The sequence below is a fragment of the Mesorhizobium sp. WSM4821 genome, assembly GCF_055901555.1.
Genome location: NZ_CM148371.1, coordinates 7230764 through 7257557, shown reverse-complemented (window position 1 = coordinate 7257557; position 26794 = coordinate 7230764). Strand labels below are relative to the sequence as shown.

At 59.0% G+C, this 26794-nt stretch carries 22 protein-coding genes and 1 pseudogene; 11 read left to right on the top strand and 12 right to left on the bottom strand.

Translation table 11 applies throughout. The features are described from left to right. Window positions 1–255 precede the first annotated feature (255 nt). Window positions 256–981: a two-component system response regulator VirG gene (virG, locus tag AC0NID_RS35335; RefSeq protein WP_473458219.1), complete on the bottom strand. Its 726-nt coding sequence runs from the start codon at window positions 979–981 to the stop codon at window positions 256–258. Window positions 982–1831: 850 nt separating this feature from the next. Further along, complete coding sequence (locus AC0NID_RS35330) at window positions 1832–2044, bottom strand: hypothetical protein (protein WP_473458158.1); 213 nt, start codon at window positions 2042–2044, stop codon at window positions 1832–1834. A gap of 140 nt (window positions 2045–2184) precedes the next feature. Between AC0NID_RS35330 and AC0NID_RS35325 the strand changes: the two genes are divergently transcribed. The 11 genes from AC0NID_RS35325 to virB11 all read left to right on the top strand — a co-directional run bounded on the left by AC0NID_RS35325 (window position 2185) and on the right by virB11 (window position 11617). Next, window positions 2185–2967: a type IV secretion system lytic transglycosylase VirB1 gene (locus tag AC0NID_RS35325; RefSeq protein WP_473458159.1), complete on the top strand. Its 783-nt coding sequence runs from the start codon at window positions 2185–2187 to the stop codon at window positions 2965–2967. A 75-nt stretch (window positions 2968–3042) separates the two neighbouring features. Next, a complete protein-coding gene (virB2, locus tag AC0NID_RS35320) occupies window positions 3043–3348 on the top strand; it encodes a pilin major subunit VirB2 (RefSeq protein WP_473458220.1) in 306 nt (101 codons plus the stop codon). Continuing rightward, window positions 3348–3674, top strand: coding sequence for a type IV secretion system protein VirB3 (locus AC0NID_RS35315; RefSeq protein WP_473458160.1), 327 nt, complete (start codon window positions 3348–3350; stop codon window positions 3672–3674). Before virB2 ends, AC0NID_RS35315 begins: the two co-directional genes overlap by 1 nt. Beyond that, complete coding sequence (gene virB4 / locus AC0NID_RS35310) at window positions 3674–6043, top strand: type IV secretion/conjugal transfer ATPase VirB4 (protein ID WP_473458161.1); 2370 nt, start codon at window positions 3674–3676, stop codon at window positions 6041–6043. Before AC0NID_RS35315 ends, virB4 begins: the two co-directional genes overlap by 1 nt. A gap of 13 nt (window positions 6044–6056) precedes the next feature. Further along, window positions 6057–6740: a TrbJ/VirB5 family protein gene (locus AC0NID_RS35305; RefSeq protein WP_473458162.1), complete on the top strand. Its 684-nt coding sequence runs from the start codon at window positions 6057–6059 to the stop codon at window positions 6738–6740. A 58-nt stretch (window positions 6741–6798) separates the two neighbouring features. After that, a complete protein-coding gene (locus tag AC0NID_RS35300) occupies window positions 6799–7686 on the top strand; it encodes a type IV secretion system protein (RefSeq protein WP_473458163.1) in 888 nt (295 codons plus the stop codon). Window positions 7687–7707: 21 nt separating this feature from the next. Further along, window positions 7708–7866, top strand: a complete 159-nt coding sequence (locus AC0NID_RS35295) for a type IV secretion system lipoprotein VirB7 (protein WP_095814513.1) — start codon at window positions 7708–7710, stop codon at window positions 7864–7866. Beyond that, window positions 7863–8576: a type IV secretion system protein VirB8 gene (locus AC0NID_RS35290; RefSeq protein ID WP_473458164.1), complete on the top strand. Its 714-nt coding sequence runs from the start codon at window positions 7863–7865 to the stop codon at window positions 8574–8576. Before AC0NID_RS35295 ends, AC0NID_RS35290 begins: the two co-directional genes overlap by 4 nt. Further along, window positions 8573–9454, top strand: a complete 882-nt coding sequence (locus AC0NID_RS35285) for a TrbG/VirB9 family P-type conjugative transfer protein (RefSeq protein ID WP_473458165.1) — start codon at window positions 8573–8575, stop codon at window positions 9452–9454. The genes AC0NID_RS35290 and AC0NID_RS35285 overlap by 4 nt, the downstream gene beginning before the upstream one ends. Beyond that, window positions 9451–10593: a type IV secretion system protein VirB10 gene (gene virB10, locus AC0NID_RS35280; RefSeq protein ID WP_473458166.1), complete on the top strand. Its 1143-nt coding sequence runs from the start codon at window positions 9451–9453 to the stop codon at window positions 10591–10593. The genes AC0NID_RS35285 and virB10 overlap by 4 nt, the downstream gene beginning before the upstream one ends. After that, window positions 10577–11617 carry a P-type DNA transfer ATPase VirB11 gene (virB11, locus tag AC0NID_RS35275; protein WP_473458167.1) on the top strand — a complete coding sequence of 347 codons (1041 nt, stop codon included), beginning with the start codon at window positions 10577–10579 and terminating at the stop codon, window positions 11615–11617. The genes virB10 and virB11 overlap by 17 nt, the downstream gene beginning before the upstream one ends. Window positions 11618–11728: 111 nt before the next feature. Here the strand turns inward: virB11 and AC0NID_RS35270 are convergent, their stop codons facing one another. From AC0NID_RS35270 to bioB, 10 genes and pseudogenes are all read right to left on the bottom strand, one after another. Then, complete coding sequence (locus tag AC0NID_RS35270) at window positions 11729–14263, bottom strand: two-component system VirA-like sensor kinase (RefSeq protein WP_473458168.1); 2535 nt, start codon at window positions 14261–14263, stop codon at window positions 11729–11731. Between the two features lie 182 nt (window positions 14264–14445). Beyond that, on the bottom strand, window positions 14446–15198 hold the full coding sequence (locus AC0NID_RS35265) for a carbonic anhydrase (protein ID WP_473458169.1): 753 nt from the start codon (window positions 15196–15198) through the stop codon (window positions 14446–14448). A 939-nt stretch (window positions 15199–16137) separates the two neighbouring features. Further along, the gene (locus AC0NID_RS35260) at window positions 16138–17289 is read right to left on the bottom strand and encodes a porin (RefSeq protein WP_473458170.1); all 1152 of its coding nucleotides are present in this window, start codon (window positions 17287–17289) and stop codon (window positions 16138–16140) included. A gap of 776 nt (window positions 17290–18065) precedes the next feature. Next, a pseudogene (locus AC0NID_RS35255) lies at window positions 18066–19267 on the bottom strand (porin). Window positions 19268–19747: 480 nt separating this feature from the next. Next, window positions 19748–21394 (bottom strand): MFS transporter, encoded by a 1647-nt coding sequence (locus tag AC0NID_RS35250; protein WP_473458221.1) that lies wholly within the window; start codon window positions 21392–21394, stop codon window positions 19748–19750. Window positions 21395–21732: 338 nt separating this feature from the next. Continuing rightward, window positions 21733–22716 (bottom strand): beta-ketoacyl-ACP synthase III, encoded by a 984-nt coding sequence (locus AC0NID_RS35245; RefSeq protein ID WP_473458172.1) that lies wholly within the window; start codon window positions 22714–22716, stop codon window positions 21733–21735. Continuing rightward, complete coding sequence (locus AC0NID_RS35240; protein WP_473458173.1) at window positions 22713–23978, bottom strand: adenosylmethionine--8-amino-7-oxononanoate transaminase; 1266 nt, start codon at window positions 23976–23978, stop codon at window positions 22713–22715. The genes AC0NID_RS35245 and AC0NID_RS35240 overlap by 4 nt, the downstream gene beginning before the upstream one ends. Continuing rightward, window positions 23978–24613: a dethiobiotin synthase gene (gene bioD, locus AC0NID_RS35235; protein ID WP_473458174.1), complete on the bottom strand. Its 636-nt coding sequence runs from the start codon at window positions 24611–24613 to the stop codon at window positions 23978–23980. Before bioD ends, AC0NID_RS35240 begins: the two co-directional genes overlap by 1 nt. After that, window positions 24610–25749 (bottom strand): 8-amino-7-oxononanoate synthase, encoded by a 1140-nt coding sequence (locus AC0NID_RS35230; RefSeq protein ID WP_473458175.1) that lies wholly within the window; start codon window positions 25747–25749, stop codon window positions 24610–24612. Before AC0NID_RS35230 ends, bioD begins: the two co-directional genes overlap by 4 nt. Further along, window positions 25746–26756, bottom strand: coding sequence for a biotin synthase BioB (gene bioB, locus AC0NID_RS35225; protein WP_473458176.1), 1011 nt, complete (start codon window positions 26754–26756; stop codon window positions 25746–25748). Before bioB ends, AC0NID_RS35230 begins: the two co-directional genes overlap by 4 nt. Window positions 26757–26794: the final 38 nt, after the last annotated feature.

Here is a 26794-nt window from a genome sequence, read left to right as displayed (position 1 = left end):
AAGAAAGAACGCGCTCTTCGCTGGCTCGAACGGCGATGCCGAACACTGGGGCAGTCATGCATCGCTGATCGAAACCCGCAAGCATAATCGTGTCGAGCCACTCGGCTATCTCGCCGACGTCCTCAGCAGCATCGTCGACAGCCATCCAAGCAGCCAGATCCACGACCTGCGCCTGCCTACACCCGGGCGCCCGAGCTGAAGCCTGTGGCCTGAGAACGCTGCTTTCGCTTGATCAGCCTCGTCTGCTAGCTCCTGTCACGCGGCCAAACTACCTCCGTAGCTGACGTCAACGTCAGCGTTGAAGAAGTACCCCGCACCACGACACGTCTTGACCAGGCGAGGATTGGCCGCATCAGCCTCGAGCTTTCGGCGCAAGCGCAAGATCAGGACATCGATACTTCGATCGTAGACCTCCTCTCCACGCACACGGCTCGCGAGCAAAAGCCGTTCTCTGGATAGTACGCTGCGGGGGTTCTCCAGGAACGCGATCAAGAGATTGAACTCACATGCGGTAAGCTTGACCTCGCCACGCTCTGCACAGATTAGCCGCCGCTGCTTGACGCTGAGCTTCCAGGCTCCAAACCGGAACGAGCGATGATCTTTCGTTCGCGGACTGGCAAGGCGCTGGCGTAGCGCTACGCGAATGCGGGCCAGAAACTCGCGCAGCCCGAAAGGCTTGGGAATGAAATCAGTTGCTCCGAGCTCCAGTGCAACGACTTTTTCCGCCTCATCAAGCCGGTCGCCGCTGATCACTATGATGGGTAAGTCTGATTTTGTCGCCAGATTGCGGACGATCGCAAGTCCATCCTCCCGGCCTAGATTGAGGTCAACCACCACGAGGTCGACAGGCTCATGGGATAGAACGTAGTTGAACTGCTTGCTATCGTTGACTGCGGTCACCTTCAAGGCATGCATCCTGAGATACTCGGCGATGAGGCGTCGCATTGCGGCATCATCGTCAATGACAAGAACATGTTTCAACGGCTCACCTTCAATTTTGAATCCCTGTCTAAAGCTGTTGCCGAGCAACCCTGGGGTACCGATGCAGAACAGCTGTCCCTTGCTTACCACTCGCCGTGGCGTGCGGCCAATGTGAGGCCGTTGCTCGTCCTGGTCTTTTCATCCACAGCCAATTGACCGCACCAAGCAGCCCGTGGCGACCAGACCGATCCAAGCGCCGGCATGACCCTGCCATGGCCTCATTCGCTTTATCGATTCGAGGTCGAATGCAGGCCTGTCAAACCACTCGACTTCGACCGCACGGACGCCCAGCTGCCTGCCATGTCCTAGCGGCGTCGCAGTTCTGGCGCTTGCTGAGCTGGATCATCTCGAAACCAAACCGGTCGAGTGTCCGGCTCCGACGCGGTGGAGCAGCGCGGCGTTTGATTGATTGTAGAGGCGGCGGGGTCTCCCGCCCACGGCGGGTCCTTCCGAGGCAGCCGGCGGCGCAAAGCCCCGTGCGCGCGACCGGCAGGTCGGTTGCGGCTACCGAGCTAACATTTCTCAGTTGAATGCACACACTCCCTTTGAACCAGTCACTATGCTTGCCGATTGCGCCGTCGGACGCCGCCGATGGCGTGCGGTCATGTGCCGGTGGACTGTACATGATCCCCTGTGGCGGCCGGCCGAACAGCTGAATCAGGCTCGCACCAGGCTGAGCTGTGCCCCGACGTCTTCCAATTGACCCTCGCGCCGGGGATTTGGGCCTAGCTTCGCGGATGAGCTCGCGGTGTCGATGACCTGACCGTGCAGGCCCGCGCATGACTATCCCCTTAAAGCAAATCGCAGCATACGCAACCTTGGGCAGCTTGGCGCCTCTCGGTTCTCCTGTTCAATTGACCCACGGCACCCGCAGCCCGGGTAAGCCGCCGAGTTTCCATTTGCTTTTGCTCAGGCGCCCGCAGACGACCCCATCACCATCCATGACGCCGAAGCCGCGGCTTACGTTCAGGAGCAACGGATCGTCGGGACGGGCCAAAATGCTTTGGATGTAGCCGGCTGATCGCGCCCGCGCCACCCGAGCATGCGCAAGCTGCTCACTCATGTGGACACCAACACGGTCTTTCCTTCAATTGAAACCGAAAAGCTGAACTTGAACATCACGCAGTAACAAACCTCCCCGATAAGCGCGTGCCGAACAAGGCCAGAGCCCGCACGGCGGCTTGGAAAGGTAGGTGATAGGAAATGTTTATTGCAGTTTGGCCGCTGGCCATTGTCCTGTTGACATCCATGTCGCTCCCAGCCGAGCCCGCGCCACTTTCGCCCCGTGAGTTCCGCAGCCTATCGCGCAAATGCGCTCCCTGGGTTGCGCCGTCCACCCTCGCCGCGATTGCCAAGATTGAAAGTGGCTTTGAAACGCTGGTGGCTCATGACAACACCACAGGCGAGCAGCTTCGCTGGATAGACCACCTGGAAGCGACGCGGGGCATCAAGGAGCGACTCGAAGCACAACATTCTGTCGATGTTGGATTGATGCAGATAAACAGCAAGAACTTTCCCACGCTAAGTCTCACGCCGGAAAAGGCTTTCGAGCCCTGCGCCTCCCTTTCGGCTGCCGCCCACTTGCTTGAAAGCCGGTATGCCGGCGGCGCGACTGCTCCGGCGCAGCAACTGGCGCTTCGCCGTGCCATCTCGGCCTATAACACGGGCGACGTCACGCGTGGCTTCGCCAACGGTTATGTACGCAAGGTCGAGTCGGCCGCAAAGGACATCTCAAGTCACCTTGAGCCAACGCTGGAGTCGACCGCTCGCGATGCGCCACATCTTGAGGCGCCCGGTCGCAAGGCCGTGCCGCCTCTGCTCCAACAGAGCCAACAGGCCACTAGAAAGCAGCCCAACCAAAATTCGTGGGACATCTGGGGCTCCTATCAGCCAAACCGCTCCAGGGCCGATCCCTCCGGTCCGACAGGCAGCCAGGCTGCGGAAGAGCGGGAACCCTCGAACCCGAACAAACTCGTATTCGATTGAAATCATGGAGATACAATGATGAAGCCACTCAAAATACTTCGTGCGCTTAAAACGCGTGTTCCTTCGCCTTTTTCCATGTTGCGCATGGCGGCTGAATATGTACCGGCCGCTGCTGCGGGCGTCGCGTGGACGGTCTTCTCCAGCGGGCCAGCCGCGGCCCAGGTGACCGGAGGGACGGATCCTGCCACGATGGTCCAGAATATCTGCACCTTCATCCTTGGCCCCTTCGGACAATCGCTGGCTGTGCTCGGACTCGTGGCCATCGGCATCTCCTGGATGTTCGGTCGTGCTTCACTTGGCCTCGTTGCGGGCGTGGTTGGAGGAATCGTCATCATGTTTGGCGCCAGCTTCCTGGGCAAGGCGCTCATAGGCGGCGGCTGATGAGCGACCGGTTGGAAGTGAGCACCCTCTATGTGGCGGCGACACGCCCCGCCCTTTTTCTGGGGGTGCCGCTAACGCTGGCCGGAGCGATTATGATGTTGGCGGGGCTCGTCATCATCATCCTTAAGAACCCACTTTATGAAGTCGTGCTCGTGCCACTGTGGTTCGGAGCACGGCTGATTGTTGAGCGTGACTATAACGCCGCAAGCGTCGCGTTCCTCTATTTGCAGACCGCCGGCAGAAGCGTGGACGGGCCGGTCTGGGGCGGCGCGAGCGTCAGCGCCAATCCGATCAGAGTGCCGAAACGCGGAAGAGGAATGGTGTAATGTTTGGCGCCAGTGGCCGGACCGAGAGATCTGGCGAGATCTATCTTCCTTATGTCGGTCATCTAAGCGATCAGGTTGTCCTTCTGGAAGACGGATCGATCATGGCCATGGCACATGTGAACGGGCAGCCGTTCGATTTGGAAGACGCTGAGATGCGCAACTCGCGCTGCCGCGCGTTCAACACGCTCTTGCGCAACATCGCCGATGACAATGTCACGCTGTACGCTCATCTTGTGCGAAACAACGATGTGCCGGAGCCGGCATCGCGCCAGTTTCAAAGTTCATTCGCTGGCAGTCTGAGCGAGGCCTATGAGAGCCGGGTGCTGTCGGGCAAGCTGTTTCGCAACGATCACTTCCTCACTGTCATCGTGTTCCCTCGCACCGCAATCGGCAAGATCGGCTGGCGCATTGCCAAATCCCCCAGGCGCAATGACAACGATCTGGCCGCACAAATACGAACCCTGGAGGACCTCTGGCAGATCATTGCTGGGTCACTCGGCGGTTACGGTCTGCGCCGGTTGGGTGTTCGTGAGAAAGGCGACGTGCTCTTCACGGAAATCGGTGAGGCGCTTCGGCTGATCATGACTTGCCGGTTTCTCCCGGTTCCGATGGTTACCGGCTCACTTGGCGCTTCGATCTACACTGACCAAGTCATATGCGGAAAGCGGGCGCTTGAGATTCGAAGACCCGGGGATAGCTCCGTGGGATCATTGTTTTCGTTGCGTGAGTATCCGGCGACGACGCGGCCAGGAATGCTAAATCCGTTGCTGTCCGCCAACTTCCCGCTTGTGCTCAGCCAGAGCTTTTCCTTCCTCACTCGGCCACAAGCTCATGCGAAGCTCAGCCTTAAGTCCAGCCAGATGACGAGCGCCGGCGACAAGGCTCTCACCCAAATCAATGAACTTGCCGAAGCAGAGGACGCACTGGCAAGTAACGAGTTCGTCATGGGTTCACATCATTTGAGCCTGTGCGTCTATGCCGAAAGCCTCAACAGCCTTGGAGATCGCGCAGCAAATGCCCGCGCAAGGCTGGCCGACACTGGCGCCGTTATTGTCCAAGAGGGTATCGGCATGGAGGCCGCGTACTGGTCCCAACTTCCGGGGAACAAGAAGTGGCGCACGCGCCCCGGGGCGATCACCTCGCACAATTTTGCCGGGCTTGTCTCTTTTGAGAATTTTCCAAGTGGTTCCACTTCCGGCCACTGGGGCAAAGCTGTTGCGCGCTTTCGCACGAACGGTGGAACTTGTTTCGACTACATCCCGCATGAGAATGACGTCGGTATGACGGCGATATTCGGACCCGTCGGCAAAGGCAAGACGACGCTGATGACGTTTATCCTCGCGATGCTTGAGCAAAGCGTGGTGGATCGCGATGGTGCGATCGTCTTTTTCGACAAGGACCGGGGTGGTGAACTGCTGGTGCGAGCCACCGGAGGGACATATCTAGCGTTGCGCAGAGGCGCTCCGAGCGGCTTGGCCCCTCTGCGTGGACTGGACAACACCTCCGCCTCGCTGGACTTTCTGCGCGAGTGGTTGATGGCCCTGATCGAGAGTGACGGCCGTGGCCCGATCTCGCCGGAGGAAAGCCGTCGACTGGAGCGTGGCATTGTTCGTCAACTTTCGTTCGAACCCGTCATGCGCTCAATTGCGGGCCTGCGCGAATTTCTGCTGCACGGCCCCTCCGAGGGCGCAGGAGCACGGCTGCAGCGCTGGTGTCGAGGGAATGCGCTTGGATGGGCCTTTGACGGCGATGCCGATGAAGTAAAGCTGGATGCCTCCATTACCGGCTTCGACATGACGCAGCTCCTGGAATTTGAGGAAGTCTGCGCGCCGGCCGCCGCATATCTTCTGCACCGCGTGGGCGCTGTTGTCGATGGCCGTCGGTTCGTCATGAGCTGCGACGAATTTCGCTTCTATCTGCTCAACCCCCAGTTCTCGGCTGTTATCGACAAGTTCTTGCTTACCGTCCGCAAGAATAATGGGATGTTGATACTCGCAACGCAGCAGCCTGAACACGTGCTTGAATCGCCGCTCGGAGCCAGTCTCGTTGCGCAATGCATGACGAAGATTTTCTACCCATCACCGACGGCGGACCGGGTTGCGTATGTCGATGGCTTGAAGTGCACCACGCAGGAGTTCGAGGCAATCCGCCAGGGAATCGCAATTGGCAGCCGCAAGTTTTTGCTCAAGCGCGACAGCGGGAGTGTTGTTTGCGAATTCGATCTCGGCCAGATGCGCGAGCATGTAGCCGTACTCTCGGGGCGTGCCAACACCGTGCGCTTTGCCGACCAGCTTCGTGAGCAGCACGGAGATGCCCCAAGTGCGTGGCTCGACGAGTTCATGGCTCGTTACCACGAAGTTCAAGACTGACGGAGGACTATTCATGAGATTTGCCAAGATTGCAGCGACGACGCTCGCTGCTTCCTTTCTGCTTAGCACACAGGCCCGGTCGCAATTTATTGTCAGCGATCCGCTAACGGAAGCACAATCGGCCTTAACAGCGGGTTCCACTGCGGCGATCCTTATAAAGTCAGCCCAAACGCTCGCTGCTACGATCGAAATGGTGGAGATGCTGACGTCGTCATTTGCTGTCACGGGACTGTTGGGCGCACTCAACCAAGGAAATCACTACCCATCCAGCAATAGGCTGGAGGAGCAGATGTTTGATGGTGGGAAGCCAGCTTCGACCATGGCGTGGAACATTGCGGGGGACTCAAATCGGACAGTCACCGGCTCCGATGCAGAAGCGGAACTGTTAAAGGCACAGATCTCTGGTGCCGCCAATACCGCAGCTCTCGCAGCCGACACTATGGGCGTAATGGACAGGCGCCTTAAGAATAACGCCGACACGCTTGGTCAGCTTTCCCGCTCGGGAAATATCGTGCAGGCCACAGTGACCAATGGTCTGGTCCTCAAGCAGATTCACGATGCGATCATTCAGAATGTCCAGGCCACGAGTCTGCTGACGATGGCCACTGCACAAGCGAGCCTTCACGCCGCGGAGGAGGCTGCCACGCAGCGTCGCGAACGCCGGGACACCGCCAAAATGTTCGGCAGCCTCCCGTGAACCACGCAGAGTTCATCCGGCTCAGCTGCGCTGATCAGGGACAAATCAGGCTCAGGCCATGAGTTTCAGGATTCCCGCGCCATTCACGGCCATACACACGATCTTTGATGTGGCCTTTACGTCAGGGCTGCACAACGTGCTTGAAAAAATCCAAGAGGCGGTCAGCGCGCCTCTGGTTGCGTGTGTGACGCTTTGGATAATAATCCAAGGCTGTCTGGTCATGCGTGGTCAAGTCGATGCGCGCGGGGGTATCTCGCGCGTAATCATGGTGTCGATTGTCGTTGCCCTTATCTTAGACCAGTCCAACTACCAGCATTACATTGAAGCGTTCTTCGACGACACGATTCCAAGGTTTGCTCACCAGATAAGTAGCAGCGACTTGCCATTCGTCGATATTCCCGGGAAGCTCGACTTGATGTTTGCTTCAAGCCAGTTTGCGTTTCAGATGATTGCTTCCGAAATTGGGCCTATGAACGGCCAGGACATACTTGCGTTCGAGGGAGCGCAATGGATTTTCTACGGCTCGATGTGGACAGCGTTCGAGATCTACGATGCCGTGGGAATTCTGACGAAGGTGCTCTTGACGATCGGCCCTTTGGTCCTTGTAGGCTATCTTTTCGATCACACGCGAGACATGGCCACCAGATGGATCGGCCAACTGCTCTCGTACGGGCTGCTGCTTCTCCTCCTCAACATCGTTGCAACGATAGTTATCGCTGCCGAAGCAGTCGCGCTGGGGGGCATGATTATCATGATCAAAATGTCGTCCACGACAGCAGCCAAGATCATCGGGCTTTACGAGCTCGACATGCTCTTCCTGGCTGGCGACGCTCTGATCATCGCGCTTCCGACGATCGCCAGCAGCATCGCCGGCGGCTCTTGGGCAGGCGAGAACCGATCTCTGAACAACCTCAACCGCTACTTTGCCAAAACGGCGCGTCATTAATCAATAACAGGTGCCAAAAACATGAAACGCTATCTACTGTTGTCAATCCTCGCTTTGGCGGCCTGCAAGACAACCGATCGGCTTGCGACCTGCACGGGTACGCCATTCCAACTGAACGCCGGACAATGGGAAACCACCCCTGAGGATCTTCAGGTCGAGTGCGCGGAAGAGCCCAAGTGAAATTTCCTGAACATGCTCTTCTGGTGGAGAGAGAAACGCTAGCCGCCCACTACAAGAAGGTGGAAGCGTTTCAAACTTCGCGAGCGAAGTCTGCGCGGCGCCTGTCAAAGGCCCTTGTAGCCTTTGCGGCAGTGGCGGTCCTAGGAAATGTTGCCCAGGCATTTACCATCGCTGCCATGGTCCCGTTGGCCAAGCTCGTACCTGTGTTCCTCTGGGTGCGGCCGGACGGGACCGTTGACAGCGAAGTGTCAATCTCTCGACTGCCCGCAACTCAAGACCGAGCCGTCATAAACGCTTCGCTGTGGGAATATGTACGCCTGCGCGAGGGCTACACGGCAGATACAGCCCAATACGCCTATGACCTCGTATCCAGTTTCAGCGCACCGGCTGTGCAACAGCAATATCAAGATTCCTTCAACTATCCCAATCCCACCTCGCCGCAGGTCACGGTTGGCAAGCGCGGCAAGCTCGAGGTCGGGCATATTTCATCAAACGACATCAGTCCCGACGTTCAGCAGATCCGATACAAACGTACGCTTGTTGTTGATGGGCAGACACCGATAGTGACCTCCTGGACAGCTACCATCCGCTACGAGCGCTTGACGGGTCTGCCTGGGCAATCGAGGCTCACCAATCCGGGAGGTCTACTCGTCACCTCCTATCAAACCTCGGAAGATACCGTATCGAACCTGGGCGACGTGCAGCCATGACAAAAAGAGCATTTCTGGCGCTGGCCTGTTCACTCTTCCTAACGATGGAAGCGTGCGCCGAAGACACGCCGCTTGCCGGCAAGCATGATGCGCGGATGCGCTACCTGACTTACCGTCCCGACGAAGTGGTGCGCCTATCGACCGCAGTTGGGGCAACGCTGGTTGTCACATTCGCGGCCAACGAGACCGTCGCAGCCGTGGCCGTTTCCAATAGCAAGGACCTGGCTGCGCTCCCGCGCGCCAATTATCTCTTTTTCAAGGCTAGCCGGATGCTGTCGCCGCAGCCGGTCGTCGTGCTGGCCGAGAGCGAGTCCGGTACACGCAGATACGTCTTCAGTATTTCAACAAAAGAGATGCCAAAACTCGATGAGCAGCAACCAGACCTATACTACAGTGTGCAGTTCACCTATCCTGCTGATGAGGCTGCTGCTCAGAGAAAGGAAGCAGAAAGGCGCTGGAGTCTTGGCCGAGCCCGGGCGAAAGTGCTGCAAGACGAGAGAGTTCAGGATTTGTTGAATCGGCCCGCCGCAACTGCCAGTCCAGACGAAAGCAATTTTCACTATGTCGCAAAGGGCGATCGATCGCTGGCGCCGCTGGAAGTTTTCGATAATGGCTTTACGACCGTATTTGGCTTCGCAAGCAATTCCCGCATACCCTCCCTGTACATTATCAATCCCGACGGCAAGGAAGCCGCTGCCAATTACACGGTCAAAGGCGACTATGTTGAAGTATCCGCCGTCGCCCGGGAATGGCGTCTGAGAGATGGCAACACGGTCTTGTCCATTTTCAACAGGGCTTATGACCCTGTGGGACGAGCGCCAGGGACCGGTACAGTGACACCCGACGTGTGGCGCGTTTTGAAAGGCTCGGGACGATGAATGAAACCGGCCCACAGGCGGGACATGATGTCCATGCATCCGGATCGATGGTCTCGGAGCCGGCCCGCCGGCATGTTTCGGGATCACAGAAGTTGGTCGTCGCTGCTCTTGTTCTGATCTCGTCTCTATCGCTCATCTGGCTCGGAGGTCGTTCCAGCACACAAGACGAACCATCTCAGCCAAAACCGCCAATTGTCGCCAACGCCGAGCCATTCCGTCCCGTGCCAATCGAGGTTGCTCCAGAACCTCCAGCACCGGCAGAGGCGGCGCAGGCGGCAGATCTTGCGCCATCCACGCCGCCCCCAACGGCGCCAGCTGATGCGCCGCCAGAGGAAACACCAATTTTCGCCTACAGTAGCAGCAGTCAAATGCCCAAAGACGGTCAGCGGAGCGAAGACGACCATAAGGATGCTCCCACGACACCGGATGAGATTTCAAGCGGTGGCGATCTGTCAGGCCGGTTGAAGCCAGATATACAGGAGTCGAGCCGGGCCACACTTTTGCCGCACCCTGATCTCGTGATTACTCAAGGAACGATCATTCCATGCATTTTGCAAACGGCGGTCGACACAAATTTGCCCGGCTATGTGAAGTGCGTCTTACCTAAAGCCGTCCGCGGCGCCACCAACAATGTCGTGCTCTTGGATCGTGGGACGACCGTGATTGGCGAGATCCAGCACGGTCTCCAGCAGGGGGATGCGCGTGTCTTCGTGCTGTGGACGCGCATCGAAACACCTGACCATGCCCTCGTTTCGATAGCATCGCCGGGCGCTGACGAGCTCGGCCGCTCCGGAATGCCTGGCACGGTGGACAATCACTTCCGGGAACGCTTTGGCGGAGCGATTCTCATGAGTGTCATCCAAGGCGCGTTTCAGGCGGCTGGTCAATATGCGGCCAGCTCTGGCGGAGGAAGCGGCATCAACAGCTTCCAGAGCAATGGTGGACAAGCCGTCGAGACGACATTGAGAGCGACGATCAACCTTCCCCCAACCTTGAAGAAAAACCAGGGTGACGCCGTATCCATCTTTGTGGCTCGGGACCTCGACTTCTCCGATGTATACGATCTTAGAGCGACTGCCGTGGCGCCGTCCCCCCAACATCGCGAACGCCGGAGAGACAACAATGCAATCGGAGGCTGATCCTCAATTGCGTTTGCTTCTCGAGCCCGTTCTGAAATGGCTTGAGGAGCCAAGGACCGAAGAGGTCGCCATCAACCGGCCTGGGGAAGCCTTTGTCCGACAGGCCGGCGTGTTCACGAAACACGCGCTGCCACTGTCTTATGACGATCTGGAGGACATCGCGATCCTCGCCGGAGCGCTGCGCAAGCAAGATGTCGGACCCCAAAGCCCCCTCTGTGCGACTGAGTTGCCGAACGGAGAGCGGCTGCAGATCTGTTTGCCGCCCGCTGTACCCTCAGGAACAATAAGCCTGACGATACGGCGTCCCTCAAGTCGTGTGACCGAACTCAAGGAAGTTTCTTCTCGTTACGAATACTCGCGTTGGAATCAATGGCGGTCACGAAAAGAGCGCCAAGAGCGGCAGGACGAAACGATTCTTCAGCACTACGACCATGGCGACCTGGAGGAATTTTTGCGAGCCTGCGTCTGCGGGCGGCTCACGATGCTGCTTTGCGGACCAACTGGAAGCGGCAAAACGACAATGAGCAAGACTTTGATCAACGCTATACCCCCGCATGAGAGGTTGATCAGCATCGAGGACACGCTCGAACTTGCAGTCCCGCACGAGAACCATGTCCGCTTACTCTATCCAAAGGACCGGGCAGGCGCAGGTACAGTGACGGCCGAGCAACTGTTGCAAGCCAGCTTGCGCATGCGCCCTGATCGAATATTGCTTGGCGAGATGCGCGATGATGCCGCTTGGGCCTACCTTAGTGAAGTCGTCTCCGGCCATGCAGGATCGATATCAACGATTCATGGGGCTGATCCGGTCCAAGGTTTCAAAAAGCTCTTTTCACTCGTCAAGAGCAGCGCGCAAGGAGCCGCTGTGGAAGACCGCACGCTTCTTGACATGCTGTCGGCTGCCATTGACGTCATCGTACCGTTCCGTACCCAAGGCGACGTGTATGAGGTGGGAGAGGTATGGCTCGCCGCCGATGCCCGGCGACGGGGAGAGACCGTAGCCGACCTTCTCAATAAGCACTAAGGAAACGTCTCGGGATCGATAAGTCGGTGATGTGACGCGTCATTGTTCTGCTCCAATGCCCTTTTGACGGTCTTCTCGGATTGCTTGGGTAGCCCGATCGAGTCGGCGGGATCATGCCATCATCATTGTACGAACCGCATGCTGCATTGTCCGGGACGAAACCGGCTTCGCTAGCCAAAGGACGAAGGCCTGATTGGCAGATGTGACCGGCATGGGGTCGATTTCGCCCACGACTATGACAGGCACCGTCATCAGGGTGGGGCATACGGATTCGGCCTGTCCTCGCTCCAGGAAAGGCATTTTACCCAAGATCAGCAGGTCGGCTGCCTTCCCGCTCTCGGTCCAGCCGCAAAGACTTTCGAAGGTCGCGAAGCCGACGGGCTTATAACCCAGCGCGGCGATCTTGTCCTTGTAGATCTCCAACTCTGCTGGATCGGGCTCCACGACTGCAATGATTTCTCCGTTGCCAAGTGACCCGTCGTATGGACCGAAAGCGATGTCTGCGCTGACTGGCTTCTCCTCGCAGGCCGGTAAGTAGATGTCAAACCGCGTCCCTTGGCCAACAGCCGAGGTGACGTCAAGGCATCCTGCGAGCGCGCTCACGTGCCTGTCAACCGCAGCAAGACCCAGCCCGGTCCCGCCGACGAGAGAGCGCGTGGTAAAGAAGGGCTCAAAGACATGCGGAAGTATCGAACTTGCGATTCCTGGGCCATCGTCGCTGATGGAGAGGAGAACGTAATCTCCAGGTCTCAAGGTGCCCTGAGCCAGCGGCTTGGTTTGGCACACCTGAGCGCGGGAAACGCTAACCTCGACACGGCCCTCGTTCAAGACAGCCTCCGACGCGTTCTTGCACAGATTCATGAGGATCTGCTGCATCTCGGTTGGGCTGCCCTCGACCATCGTTTGCCACTCGTTGATCTTGAAGTTCAACTGAACATCCGCACGAACTGTAACCCGCAGCAATGACGCGAGATCCATGACAATTTCGGAGACGTTGAAAGGCACTGCAACGCGCTTTCGGTTTCGGCTGAGCGACAAGATCTGGTCAACGATCAGCTTGGCTCGGTGTCCAGCTAAGATGATTTGGTCGATGTGGTTCCGAATTCTGGAGGGGCGACGCACCAGACCTTGGGCAATTTCTGAATATCCGATTATCGCGCCTAAAATATTGTTGAACTCATGTGTGGCGCCGCTTGCGATCGTGCCGACGGTCCTCAGCCTTTCCACATGCTCCCATCGACTCACCAGAAGGTCGCGTTCGGTATTTACACGTTGCATTTCAAGATGGTTGCTCAAACGCACAATGGCACTGGCAAGAACCCGCAGGTCGTCTGCTGAGGGGAGTGAGCGATCTCGTTCAAAAACAAGGATGCAAACCACAGCCTGCTGATCGGAGGCCCTGCAAGCAACAATTTGACAAACACCGGAAGTACCTAGGGCGGTCCGAACCATTTCCGCCGCCGAAACGACGCGAAACACTGGTCGTCCGGCACGGACAAGTGAAACGACTTCCTCAATAAGCGCCACGTTCCAGACGGGTATGCACGTGTTCGCCACAAAGCACTCAGTCTGCCTGCTGAGACTCGGATCCACCAGAGCAAGCGCGCATTGATGCGCATCGAAAACGCGTTGCACGACTCTAAGCGCTGCTTCGGTGGAAAAGCGCGCCGCGGCGTTCTTTGCTTTGCTATCGTTAAAGCGAGATTCGATCTCACGCATTGCCTCTTCAAGCTGCAACCGCCTTTTCAGCCGGTTCATCCGCAGATGCTGCCTGGAGGAACGAATGATCGCAAACAAGCAGAGGCATATGGACAGCAAGCCAAAGGAAAATCGCGTACGCTGCGCTTGCGCGCTGGCCAAGTTGTAGCCTTTCAGATGCTCTCGCTCCAGTTCGGCGGCCCTGGAGGACGTGTCGAGGGATGCGATCTGATTGGCAGCTTGGTCCAACCTCCATAAACAAGACAGGAGACTGCGGAAAATGCCCAAAGCATCCGCGGCAGCCCGGGCCTGGCTCGGAGCAAATTGGTCGGGAGGCTGATCCATCTGTGATGCAAGGGTGAGCCCCGGTTCGGCCGAAAACGCGATCAGCTTAGACAGTGCAACCCTGCGCGACGATGCCCCCCCAAGGCGACCAAGCGAGCGAGCAAGATCTGCAAGAAAGTTTTGCACAAGCTGATCTTGCTTGACCAAGGCTGAGACGGCAGCCTCTTTGTTTTCGATCGAGTTTATGAGCTGCGCGCGCAATCTGGATTGCCCGGAGCTCTCATCGGGCGAAACCTCGGGAGGGCGTTGCAAGTTTTCACGATTCCTTTGCAATGCCTGTCCGGTAGAAGAAACCGACCGGGAGTCCAAGACCATATCCGTCCGGGCGCGGGCGACGTCGCGCCGGAGTAATGCATCGTTGATCTGAATCGTTCGCAGTTGGCTTAGGATCGCGTCGTTGATCTGCGGAGGCTGCCCCTGCGTCCCGACCAAGAGCGCAGTCGAGGCGGCTAGGGCGATTACAATTGCTTTGTCGGAACTGAGCCGTGTTTCCCAAGGAAACGGCGTTTGATGCGCGGTGCACGCCTTGCGAAGGTCCAACCCGCAGTCCAGCTCGCCACGGATTCGGTAGGCGGCCGGATGCTGCTGGAATAAGAAAGCCACGCCTACCTCTCCCCTTATGAGAACGGTTCAACACCGTTGCCAAAACTTGGTTTTGAGCCGCTTCCAGAACGCGAATGAGCGTCCAAGGGACCCCCGCGATGCGGAGCACATCGTTGCGGTCTTGGAAGCAGATGAATACAACGCGCAGGCGGTGCTTCGCCCCTTCGCGGCTTCAGGGACCCTCAGCTGAGGCCCAGGATGAAGCGCCGATTGGGTGAACGGATAGGGCGCGCGTTCCGGGGATATAGCGAGGTAAATCGCTCCATGTCTGCTGGGTCGACCTCAACCGGTTCCGTCGCCACCATCCAGTCGACGTTTTCCGTGCATGGTGGTGATGTCAAGGATCCTTCATATGTCCAGTAGCCAAGCGAAGCCGGCAGAAGCCCGTTCGGGTCAACATTGTCGACCGCTGCCTCTTCGCCCGACGTTGCTGGAAATGCTGCAGCAAGCCTGGCAAAACTGGCATTTGTCGCGCCTGGCGTCAGAAACACGCCCAGCACACCCAGAGTATCGCTGTTGCGGTCCTTATGGACAAAATGCGCTTCCATCGGGAAAGTCTTGCCTGCGACGTGGTGCTCGCTTGGCGCATGGAAGTGGAACTGTAGCAGCTCATAGACACGATCCCCCCGAGTGAGCGTGCTGCCTTGCGGCAGGTTCGTTTGAATGGTGTGGCCGTTGTTAATCATCCTGCCGCCACCCCTGTGCCAGCCTATGGCGATGTGGGGTATATCCGCTTTGACCGCGCCCTTGATATCGACCGGCGATTGCTGCATGCCCGCCGAGCAGACCAAATTCGTCTTGTCCAGCTGCCCCCATTGTTCGGGTCCGACCGGGCCTGCACATCCCCATTCGGTGCTGGCCGCCCGCGCGGCTTCAGCGCAAATAGGACACGCACCCAGCGCAATGAACCCCTTGATCAGATTACGACGGTGCATATTGGCTTGGCTCCTCTCAACACGTCAATTTAGCGCTGGCCGAGAAACTGCGGTCGAGGCTGTGGGCGACGTCGTCGCAATTTGCAGCCGAACAGTTCGGTCCGCCGCCATCGCTGCTTCGGGTTGACCGACATAGGACAGTCCCGCGGCCGTGCTCGCCACCACATACGGTGTGCAGTGATTTTCACCCGGCAGATGGTCCCAGCTACTTGGCCGAAGCCATTGTCTCCACGACGGCCGATTGCCGTTGCGTCGCAGATCAGATGGTCGCCCCCACCGAAGATCGCCTCGGCACCCTGGCCGCACTGGGCAAGCGATTCCATGCAACGACTCCGATGGCGCCCACCACGCCAAGTGACGCTTCATATTCATCATTGGACAGCCAGAAAAATCGATTGCTTCGATAAGAACATCCACGACATGGATGCATTGATGCCCAGTTTGCGGTGCTGCTGAGGACACCGGTTGACATCGGAGTGTCCGCCATATCTCGGCGAATGCGACATCAGGACCCCGAGGCTTGCGCCCCTCTGGGCGGTCCGCTGCGTGGTCGGCCATGTTCATGGGCAACTCAGGTTCTTGGTGAACTGTACTGATGTTGCAAAGACGCCCGCCGAAAGCTGATCCTGAACCACTGAGGAAACTTGACGAGTGCCTGGAGGGAACGTCCAGGTGTCTACCGTTCTTGCCGCCGGCGAAGCTCGAGCTATCGAGCAGCTCATCGTAATGGGGGTAGCACAACCGGGATTCATATGGGCCGAAAGATGTCCCGGACCAGCTGTTGAGTGGCATTACTGAGCGCTCGGTGGGAGCCTCGCTGAGCAGGCTATGAAGTCCAGCAAGGAATTCCGGGCATGATCTTCCGGGACGACGTCTTGAACATCGCAAGGCCGGACACCGAGGTCACCACTCGGACCCCCGACATTCAGATTCGTTGCGCTAGAACGAGCTTTGGAATCGCAGTACGCCGCCGAGGCTGTCCGCTTTGCCGTGTGTCGGATTCATGCCGGAACGGCCGACGGCAGTGAGATTGGCGTAGTGGGCATAGTCGACTTCGGCTGTGACTGTGAAACCTGGAATGGCCATATAGGCGACGTTTGCAGCCAGTCCGGAGTTCCTGAGCTGATCACCAGAGAGCTGGAGGTTCAACGACGTTTTCTCGTCGAGCGTGTAAGTGGCACCCATCCACAAAGCCCAGTCGCCGCTCCAATTCTTGTAGAAGCCGCGACCATGAGCGGCTACTGCCTTGGTTGGGTCGTCGTTGAGATTGCCAACGGAGCCGTAGCCGAACATACCGAATAGCGACAGGTCATCTGTGACATTGACGTCGATGCGGACCTTGCCGGCCAAAGCGTCGTAATTGCTGTCACGAGCGATGACGCCGGTGATTGCGCCCCCGGCCTGCGTCTGTCTCACGCCTAGGACGACGTGGGGAACATGGCTGTCGAGAGAACCGACCTCACCCGCCCCTTGTTCAAGTGAAACCAGAGCTGAAAAGCCATTGGCGAAATCCAAGTAGTACTGAGCCACGTTGGTATCGAAGTCGCCATACGGAACAAGTGCGTTATTGAGGATGTTCCCGGCGTATCCGATAAATGTGTCGAAGGCCGATTCATCCTTCCCGACTCGGAGACCACCAAGCTGGATCCAGGCGGAAGCCAACTTGGCGCCACTGTTGAAGGCTTGGTTCTGAGCACTGTCCGGACCCGGATAAGGGTTGCGGTTGCCGAAGTTCAGGCGGCTTTCAGTATAGGTCTTCAGTGGTCCGATTTCGATTTCCTGGCGCGTCCAAGTCTTGAACGTGAAACGCGTGTTGTTTCGCCAGGTGCCCTGAGCCTCCCCGGTTCTCGCACTGGATGTTCTTGCCCCCTCATGCGAAGGGACACCACCGATGCCGACGTCATATTGGACGTAGCCGCCGATGCGCAGGCAGGTGTCGGTGTTGGGGACATGCAAGTAGCCTGCACCGTAGACGTCGCAGATGTGGACATGTTCGGTCCGATCCGACGCGGAGTTTTCGTCCGCCGCGCGAGCCACCGAAACGGAGATCAGGGCCGCAACCGAGCCGAGAAGAAGGCTGCTCACGTTCATTCTGGATTCTCCATTCAAAAGGGGATCGCGTTCTTCATTGCGATCTGAGGAATGCGGAACCCCGCTGAATAGGTGAGTTGCCGTCTGATATTGGCATAAGGAAATCGACGTCTTGTCTGGCGCGAGGACGTACTGCTTCGACAATGGTGCGACACACGGAAGAAACGCTGTGCTGGGTTGCCTTCTGCCGACAAAAGTGAGGATCGACCTGCGTCCGGCTTAAAAATAGACGTCACAACGCCTACCGCCCCGCTTCCACACGGCTGTTCGGCCAAACTCTTCGGGCACACGGGAGGGGCAGCCCTTGTGAATCAATCGCCATAATCATCTCCGCTGTTAGTGGGCTAGCAGGGTGCGTTCCATGCGGAGCAGCAAGCGACGTGCCATTCCGACGAGCTGGCTTCGCGATAATTTAAATTGGCCGCTGCTGCTCGTGGCGCTCTCTTGTCGGCGCAGGCTGAGCACGAGAATCAAAGCTTGGGACAACTTCGTATGTTTGGAATCTGACACTTTCGCCCGATGCCGACAGCCTTTGCCAATACCGACACATTCCGGCTTCGGGCTTATGTAAACGACCTAAAATGAGTTAAGGCCGTTTTTATGAGACAAAGATGCGCTCGACAGTGACCGACACATTGCCTCCCAGAGTCTGGGCCGACATTGCGCTCGCCCGCAAAAATGCAGCCTGACTGTGATGATGATGGCGGAACGAGTGGGCATCGCAAAGAGCACCTATTTGAAGATGAAAAAGGAGACCCCACGGTGGCTATGGGTGCTTACGCCATGACCTTTTTTGTTCTGGGCTTTGAAGAGGCTCTGACTAAGATCGTCGACGCCCAGCGGAACGAACAAGACCTGCTCCTCGTCGCCGAACGTTTGCCCAAAAGCTCGCAGACGTCGAGAGGGTGGTCGCCATTGGCGAGAGGAGGGGCGGGCGCTTGGGATGACCCACCAAGAACTCGATAGCTCACCGACGCGTTCGAACATCGCGAAAGGCAAGCCGCCCAAATTGCGCAGCAATGACACTGAACGCGTTCTCGTCCCGGGGCTCCCTTCACCCGCCGTCTCCGGCGCCGAAAGCTCGAGGACCCTGCGTGCGCTTCGCCAGGTGCAATTCGAAACGCTCGGTCTCGAACAGCCCCGTTTCTGGCTGCCCTGCAGCGAGCGGGACCCTCTTGCCCGCCATCCGGGCTGCACAACTGGCTGAACCGCCCGCCGAAGGGCGAAAGCCGGCGACCACCAGCCCTCAAGACCAATGCGCTTCTGCCGCCTTGCGGATCGCCCAGAGAGCGCAGTTCCCCGGCCTCTGTCTCACGCCTAAGACCGACGTCGGGAACATGGCTGTCGAGAAAACCGACCTCACTCGCCCCTTGTTCAAGTGAAACCACAGCCGAAAACCCATTGACGGTATCCATGTAGTACTGATCGAAGTCGCCATACGGAACAAGTGCGTTATTGAGGACGTTCCCGGTGTATCCGATAAATGTGTCGAAGGCCGATTCGTCCTTCCCGACTCGGAGACCACCAAGCTGGATCCAGGCGGAAGCCAACTTGGCGCCACTGTCGAAGGCTTGGTTCTGAGCACTGTCCGGACCCGGATAAGGGTTGCGGTTGCCGAAGTTCAGGCGGCTTTCAGTATAGGTCTTCAGTGGTCCATTTCGGTTTCCTGGCGCGTCCAAGTCTTGAACGTGAAACGCGTGTTGTTTCGCCAACTGCCCTGAGCCTCCCCGGTTCTCGCACTGGATGTTCTTGCCCCCTCATGCGAAGGGACACCACCGATGCCGACGTCATATTGGACGTAGCCGCCGATGCGCAGGCAGGTGTCGGTGTTGGGGACATGCAAGTAGCCTGCACCGTAGACGTCGCAGATGTGGACATGTTCGGTCCGATCCGACGCGGAGTTTTCGTCCGCCGCGCGAGCCACCGAAACGGAGATCAGGGCCGCAACCGAGCCGAGAAGAAGGCTGCTCACGTTCATTCTGGATTCTCCATTCAAAAGGGGATCGCGTTCTTCATTGCGATCTGAGGAATGCGGAACCCCGCTGAATAGGTGAGTTGCCGTCTGATATTGGCATAAGGAAATCGACGTCTTGTCTGGCGCGAGGACGTACTGCTTCGACAATGGTGCGACACACGGAAGAAACGCTGTGCTGGGTTGCCTTCTGCCGACAAAAGTGAGGATCGACCTGCGTCCGGCTTAAAAATAGACGTCACAACGCCTACCGCCCCGCTTCCACACGGCTGTTCGGCCAAACTCTTCGGGCACACGGGAGGGGCAGCCCTTGTGAATCAATCGCCATAATCATCTCCGCTGTTAGTGGGCTAGCAGGGTGCGTTCCATGCGGAGCAGCAAGCGACGTGCCATTCCGACGAGCTGGCTTCGCGATAATTTAAATTGGCCGCTGCTGCTCGTGGCGCTCTCTTGTCGGCGCAGGCTGAGCATCGCTCTTGGAGGTCGTCACCTGGGGGGGCGAGAAAAGAGTGTCGGGGAACGGGTACGAGCTGCCTCAGTCGTGCGTTCGATGGAAAGCACTGTGTGAGGCGGACGCTCCCCATCATGCAGTGACAGGAGATGATCACCGATTTCCTTATCCGCTGCCGTGAGCCGATGATTCAGGCGAAGAAAATCCATCCAGGTTGGCGTGCGGAATGTCTCTGTCCAGATCGAAGGCGTTTGAAGATTTCGCTGCAGTGTCCAGTTACGCGCACCAGCACGGCTCTGAACATGCCGCCTTGCGCGCATGTAGCCCAGAAAGGTCTCGATATTCTCTTCAGATATACGATACTCCACTTTCACCACTATGGGGCCACTTCTGGGCTTTAAGTCGAGTGCCAGCTCAGGCGGCCGAAAATCCGAACTTTCCTGATCCGTTTCCTCCCATGGACCGACCGGAAACAGTATTCCCGCAGCTGCAACCAGCAACAAAGCGCCTGCGGCGCCCTCCAAGGCCCAGCCTAAGGAGTAGTTCTGTGCGACAGTACCCCAGATCCAGCTGCCCGCCGCCATCCCGCCTGCGCTCAACGCGTAGTAGATCGACAATGTGCGGCCGACCACCCACCTGGGGCTTGCCAGCTGCACCGACACGTCGATGCCAGTCCAGGTGATGAGCCAACCCGCGCCGCCAAGTGCCAGCGAAATCGCCGCCACAGGGATCGATGATGTGAGTGCAAGCGAAAGGCAACATGCTGCACAAGCGACGGAGGCGAAGGACACCAGCCTGTTTTGAGACGTGACCCGCCTCAGAAAGCTATTGCTCATGCCCGCGATGAAAGCACCCATCCCGAAGCCGGCCAGCAAGATGCCGTAGATGATGGGTCCGCTTTTCAGCTGGTCCCGGACAAGCAGAGGCAGCAATGCAAGGATGGAGATGCTTGCCAGGCCGAAAAGGGTTGCACGGGCAATTGCTGCCCTGATCTCCAGGGACATCACCGTGAAGCGCACTCCGTCATGAATTGCCATCGTCATTCGTTCACGAGGGAGAGGGGAAGTGCGAACATCCCATCGAGTACGCCATATTGCGCTTAGGGGCGCCAGATCACTCAGCGCTGCCAAGGCGAAAGCGGCCAGCGGTCCAAAGAACGCCAAGACCATGCCCCCCAAGGCCGGTCCTATGCTGCGGACCGTGTTGTATCCGACGGACATGAGGGTGACCGCGGCCGGGATGTCCCTTTTGTGAAGGATGTCGCCAACAGAAGCGTGCCAGGCCGGATCATTCAAGGCAAAGCCGCAGCCGGCCAGGAAACCCAATCCGAGAATTAGCCAGGGACCGGCAAATCCTAGACCCACAGAAATCATCAGCGTCGTTGATGCCAATGCTATCAGGCAGTGCCCCGCAAACATTACCCATCGGCGGCTGAAGTTGTCGGCAATGGCTCCGGCCAGGATTGAAAGGAGGAATACCGGCAAGGTGGATGCAGCCTGCACGAGTGCAACCATCAGATCCGAAGCGGAAATCGTGGCCATCAGCCAACTGATGGCCACCGTTTGCACGAGCCAGCCGAGGCTGGATATTTGTGTGGCCGTCCATATCGAGCGAAACACCCGGTTTCGGAAGGGAGCGAGCGTTGTTGAGGCAGGCAGATGGGTATTTTTTTCGGACTGCATGATGATGCCTTCAAGGGCCGCTTGTTCAATTCTCGGCTGCACTGCTGCCGCTACAATGTTGATCTCTGGATCGGAAGGGCCGACCAATCGACCGGGATGACTTCGTCGAACGAGGAGGCTGTGCATGAGCTCTGTCGGCTGCGCTCTCCCAGGCTGGCGCCGACAACCCCTTGCGGCAAGACAGCATTGCCGATCGTGCTGATCGACAGAATCGCCTGCAACTTTGATCGCTCTCGCCTCACCGCGCCAGCGCCCATGAAGCTTGCCGGCGACCATTTTTTCGCGGACCCGTTTGCTCTTGTCATCCGTGACCACTCCTGTGCATGGCCGCCGTGCGGCTAAATTCCTATGATCAGGGCGCCTCCGCTGAGACCGGCACCGGCTGCCGCAAGAAGAATCTTTTCGCCGGGCCGAAACGGCTGTGCCCGATGCGAAAGCGAGAGCGAGAGCGGGATGGTCGCGGCGGAAGAGTTGCCGTACTCGGCAATCGTCTTGGCGATTGCTTCATCCGCTATTCCGAGAACCCTACCGACCGCATCGAAAATCCGGGCATTGGCCTGGTGTGGCACGAACCGGTCGATGTCTTGCGATCCCATTCGGGCAGCAGAGAGGGCATCCTGCGAGCAGCGAGACATCATCTCCACGGCCTTGGCGAACACTTCGCGGCCGTCGGCGATCGTCATCCAGGTCTGCTCGAGGTCCAGGCCGCCGTGGAATGGTGCATTGCTTCCTCCGGCGGGAATCTGGATCAGTCCATAGCGCGAGCCGTCCGAAGCCAGCGCGGCGCCGAGGATGCCTCGATCCGGCTCTTCGCAAGGGGCAACCACCACGGCGCCGGCGGCATCGGCAAACAGCACCGCGCTTGCGCGCTCGGCTGGATTGATGCGGCGGCTGAGGATGTTGGCGGCAATGACCAGGCTCGCTTTGCCATGCAGGCGGGTGAATCCGTCCGCGAACAGCAGGGCATAGATGAAGCCGGCGCAGGCGCCTGTCAGGTCAACCGCACCGGCGCGGTCGAGTCCCAGCCGGTGTGCCACCAGCGGCGCGCTCGGCGGCAGAAGATGGTCGGGCGTAGACGTCGCGAGCAACAGCAGGCCGATATCGTCACGGCCGATGCCGGCATTCGCCAGCGCCATGTCGCCGGCACGCGCGGCAAGGCCCGATAACGTGTCTTCGCCCGTTGCCCAGAAGCGCGAACGGATTCCGGTGCGTCGCTCGATCCAGCCGGGTTCGAGCCCGAGACGGATTTCGATTTCCGGATTCTCAACCTTGCGCGCCGGCGCATGATGACCGAAGCCGAGTATGCGCGACGACCGGTTCATGACCGCGAACCGAAGCGTTCGCCGGCCTCCTCGATGGCGTCATAGAGCCGATCGAGCTCCTCGCCGGTGATGCAATAGGGCGGAAGGAGATAGAGCACATTGCCGAGCGGGCGCACCAGCATGCCACGCTCGAGGAAAAAAGCGCGCAATTTCGGCCCGATCTCCGCCAGATAGCCGGCCGAGCTGGTGCGCAGATCGAGAGCGAGGATCGTGCCGTTCGCTCGGCTGTCGGCGAAGAAGGGATTGTTTCGGAAGCGTTGCAGGCCAGTGGCCTGTTTCGCGCTCAACGCCGCAATCCGCTCGGCGACAGGCTCGTTCCGCCAGACCTCGACATTGGCAAATGCGGCCGCGCAGGCGATCGGATTGGCGGTGTAGGAGCTTGAGTGGAAAAAAGTCTTCTTCCGGTCTTCGGAATAGTGGGCCTGAAAGATGGCATTGCTGGCGAGCGTGGCTGCCAGCGGGACGGAGCCGCCGGTCAAGCCCTTCGAGGTGCACAGGATATCCGGAGAGATCAAGGCCTGCTCGCAGGCGAACATGGTTCCGGTACGTCCCCAGCCGGTCATCACCTCATCGGCGATCAAGAGCATGCCGGTGGCCTCAGTGATCTTCTTCAATTCGGTCAGAACCCAAGCCGGATACATCAGCATGCCGCCGGCGCCGAGCACGAGCGGCTCGACGATCAGCGCGGCGGCGCGCCGGTCGCGGCTGACGGCCTCGAACCGATCCAGCGTTTCCTGCTCACGCCCTGCTGCCGGGAAGGGAATGGTGTCGACCTCGAACAGCAAGGGTTCGTAGGCAGCATTGAATACGCCGCGGGTGCCAACGCTCATCGTGCCGATCGTGTCGCCATGATAGCTGTGCTCCATGACGGCGATGCGCGAGCGCGGCGCGCCGATGTTGCGGAAATAACCGAGCGCCATCTTCAATGCGACTTCGACGCAAGTCGAGCCGCTGTCGGAATAGAACACCCAGTCGAGTCCGGCGGGAGCGAGGCCGACAAGCGCCTTGGCCAGGCGTTCTGCCGGCTCGTGCGTGAAGCCCGCAAAGATGATCTGGTCGAGGGTCGACGCGGTCGTCTCGATGGCTTTCATGATGCGGGGGTGGCGGTGGCCATGGGTGACGACCCACCAGGAGGAAATGGCGTCCAGAATGCGAGCGCCGTCGGCCTTGTGTAGATAAGTGCCTTCAGTAAGCACGATTTCAGGGATCGCGGGCTCAAGCGCATGCTGGGTGAATGGGTGCCAGATTCGAGACTGCGACATCAGCCAACTCCGGAAATCAAGGCAAGGTCGAAGCCGGCAATCATTGCATCTCTCAACGTCTCACCCGTCAGTGGATCGAGGTGCGGCAGCCTGCCGAGCTGCGGCACGCCGCTGAATTCCACGATTGTCCTTTGCGTGTCGGCTACCTCATCGCCAATGAAGGCGATGCCGATCAGCGGGATGGAGCGGGCTCGCAGGGCCTCGATCGACAACAGAGTGTGGTTGATTGTGCCGAGCGCGGTGCGGGCGCACAGTATGGCCGGCAGCCGCCATTGAGCGAAGATGTCAATGAATCTTGTCTGTCGGTTGATCGGCACCATCAGTCCGCCAGCGCCTTCGATGACGAGCGGTGTCGGCAGGACTGGAAATGCTAGATCGGCAGCCTCAATCGAGACGCCGTCAATTTCGGCTGAACGATGCGGCGACAGCGGGCTCTTCAAGCGGTGAGCTTCCGGCAGCACGCGCCCTGACGGCAGGCCGGCGAGCCGTTCAACCGCCTCACTGTCGGTCTCCTCATCGAGACCCGATTGCACCGGCTTCCAGTAAAAGCCGTCGAGCAGGCCTGCGAGCCCCGCGGCAAAAACCGTTTTGCCTATTCCGGTATCTGTTCCGGTGACGACGATGCGCTTGCTCATGCCGTGGCCAACAATTCGGCAAGCGTTTCGACCATGGCCGAAATGTCAGCCTTGCCGACATTGAGCGTCAGCGAAATGCGCAGCCGCGACGTGCCCTCCGGCACTGTCGGCGGACGAATGCCGCGTATGTCGAAGCCGCGAGCCTGCAGAGCCGCCGCGATCGCCATGGTGCGCGTCACCTCCCCAATGACAAATGGCTGGATCTGCGAACTGCTGAGCTTGGCTCCGCAATGCTCGGCCAGCTGCCGGCTTGCGAAGGCAACGTGCTCGTGCAACTGAACGCGGCGCATCGGCTCGTCGACCAGGATTGCGAGTGCTTCGCGCGCCGCCACTGCCATTAGCGGCGATGGCGCGGTGGCGTAGATAAACGGCCGGCAGCGATTGACAATATAGTCGCACAGCACTCCCGGCCCAGTGACGAGTGCGCCGGATGCGCCGAGCGCCTTGCCGCATGTGTGGAGCGCGACAATGTTGTCGCGGCCCTCGAAAGCGGCGGCCAGCCCTCGGCCCCCCGATCCCCAGACCCCGGTGGCATGTGCCTCGTCGACCAGTATGAATGCCTCCTGCCGATCGGCAAGCTCGACCAGGCTCTCCATCGGCGCGCAGTCGCCATCCATGCTGTAGAGGCTTTCGACCCCGATCCAGATGCGCCCCATGCAGCCTTCGGCGCGCCAGCGCTTGATAGCATCCTCAAAAGCATCAATGTCATTGTGCGCCACCAGCCTGAACTCGGCGCGTCCAGCCCGCGCCCCTTCATGCATGCTGGCATGCGCGAGTTCATCGAGGATCAGCAGGTCGCCCTTTTTCACCAGGGTACTCAGCAGGGCGAAGTTGGCGATGTAGCCGCTGCCGAAGAACAGCGCCCGTTCGGCCCCGAAGAACGCGGCCGCATCTGCCTCCAACGCCTCATGCTCCGGCGCGTTGCCGCGCAGAAGCCGCGATCCGGTAGCGCCGACCGGGGTGCCCCGCTCGATTGCCGCCGCTACTGCATCGCCAAGTCTCTTCGAGGCGGCAAGCCCGAGATAGTCGTTGGACGAAAAGTCGAGCCCGACCCGCGGCGCCAATGTGCGCAGCCGGTCCTTGCGTGCCAGCCCCTGCAAGGTTGCTTCATAGCGGGCAAGCGGTGGCTCGTTCATTTCGCCTCGCATTGCATCGGTTCGATGCCCAGACGTCTAAATAGACGAGTATCCTTGTCCTCCCCGGGATTGTCCGCAGTCAGCAGCGTGTCGCCGACAAAGATGGAATTGGCGCCGGCAAAGAAGCACAGCGCCTGGGTCTCGTCGCTCATCGCCGTCCTGCCGGCGGAGAGCCGTACATAGGACTTCGGCATCATGATGCGGGCGAGCGCAATGGTGCGGATGAAATCGATCGGATCGATGGGTTCGGCCTCGGCAAGCGGCGTCCCCCTGATGGGGATCAGCATGTTGATCGGCACGCTTTCCGGCGGCTCGGGCAGGTTCGCGAGTGTGATCAGCATGTCGATGCGATCGGCCTTTTCCTCTCCCATCCCGACAATGCCGCCGCAGCAGACCTTCATGCCGACCTCGCGCACGTGCCCAAGTGTTTCCAGCCGGTCGGCAAAGGTCCTGGTTGAAACAACCTCGCCGTAATAGCGCTCGGACGTGTCGATGTTGTGGTTGTAGTAGTCGAGACCGGCCGCCTTCAGGCGCTGCGCCTGACTGAGGTCCAGCATTCCAAGCGTCATGCAGGTTTCCATGCCGAGCGCCTTCACGCCCTCGATCATGGCGACCACGGACCCCATGTCGCGTTCCTTCGGACTGCGCCATGCGGCGCCCATGCAATAGCGGGTGGCGCCGGCGTCCCGCGCCTTGATCGCTTCGGCAATGACACGCTCCACCTCCATCAGCTTGGACGCCTTCAGGCCGGTTTCGTAATGTGTAGACTGGCTGCAATAGCCGCAATCCTCCGGGCATCCGCCGGTCTTGATGCTGAGCAGCCGCGACAGCTGCACCCGGTTGCGATCGAAGTTCTGGCGGTGGATTGTCTGAGCCAGGAAGAGCAGGTCATTGAATGGCATCCCGTGGATGGCCTCGGCCTCTTTGCGGTTCCATCGGGATAGTGCCCCCTCGATCGATTGCATGGCTTGCTTCACGTCGCACTCCGAGTTCGTTCCAATCGTCATCGTCAAAAGCTTTGTCGCTGGTCCGACAGCGCGTGCAG

Coding starts and splice junctions, on each gene's coding strand:
- AC0NID_RS35330 (WP_473458158.1), bottom strand. CDS start 2,044: ATGAGTGAGCAGCTTGCGCATGCTCGGGTGGCGCGGGCGCGATCAGCC.
- virB10 (WP_473458166.1), top strand. CDS start 9,451: ATGAATGAAACCGGCCCACAGGCGGGACATGATGTCCATGCATCCGGA.
- AC0NID_RS35325 (WP_473458159.1), top strand. CDS start 2,185: ATGTTTATTGCAGTTTGGCCGCTGGCCATTGTCCTGTTGACATCCATG.
- AC0NID_RS35285 (WP_473458165.1), top strand. CDS start 8,573: ATGACAAAAAGAGCATTTCTGGCGCTGGCCTGTTCACTCTTCCTAACG.
- AC0NID_RS35305 (WP_473458162.1), top strand. CDS start 6,057: ATGAGATTTGCCAAGATTGCAGCGACGACGCTCGCTGCTTCCTTTCTG.
- virB11 (WP_473458167.1), top strand. CDS start 10,577: ATGCAATCGGAGGCTGATCCTCAATTGCGTTTGCTTCTCGAGCCCGTT.
- bioD (WP_473458174.1), bottom strand. CDS start 24,613: ATGAGCAAGCGCATCGTCGTCACCGGAACAGATACCGGAATAGGCAAA.
- AC0NID_RS35245 (WP_473458172.1), bottom strand. CDS start 22,716: ATGAACCGGTCGTCGCGCATACTCGGCTTCGGTCATCATGCGCCGGCG.
- virB4 (WP_473458161.1), top strand. CDS start 3,674: ATGTTTGGCGCCAGTGGCCGGACCGAGAGATCTGGCGAGATCTATCTT.
- AC0NID_RS35295 (WP_095814513.1), top strand. CDS start 7,708: ATGAAACGCTATCTACTGTTGTCAATCCTCGCTTTGGCGGCCTGCAAG.
- AC0NID_RS35250 (WP_473458221.1), bottom strand. CDS start 21,394: ATGCAGTCCGAAAAAAATACCCATCTGCCTGCCTCAACAACGCTCGCT.
- AC0NID_RS35315 (WP_473458160.1), top strand. CDS start 3,348: ATGAGCGACCGGTTGGAAGTGAGCACCCTCTATGTGGCGGCGACACGC.
- AC0NID_RS35300 (WP_473458163.1), top strand. CDS start 6,799: ATGAGTTTCAGGATTCCCGCGCCATTCACGGCCATACACACGATCTTT.
- AC0NID_RS35240 (WP_473458173.1), bottom strand. CDS start 23,978: ATGTCGCAGTCTCGAATCTGGCACCCATTCACCCAGCATGCGCTTGAG.
- bioB (WP_473458176.1), bottom strand. CDS start 26,756: ATGACGATTGGAACGAACTCGGAGTGCGACGTGAAGCAAGCCATGCAA.
- AC0NID_RS35265 (WP_473458169.1), bottom strand. CDS start 15,198: ATGCACCGTCGTAATCTGATCAAGGGGTTCATTGCGCTGGGTGCGTGT.
- AC0NID_RS35230 (WP_473458175.1), bottom strand. CDS start 25,749: ATGAACGAGCCACCGCTTGCCCGCTATGAAGCAACCTTGCAGGGGCTG.
- virB2 (WP_473458220.1), top strand. CDS start 3,043: ATGTTGCGCATGGCGGCTGAATATGTACCGGCCGCTGCTGCGGGCGTC.
- AC0NID_RS35260 (WP_473458170.1), bottom strand. CDS start 17,289: ATGAACGTGAGCAGCCTTCTTCTCGGCTCGGTTGCGGCCCTGATCTCC.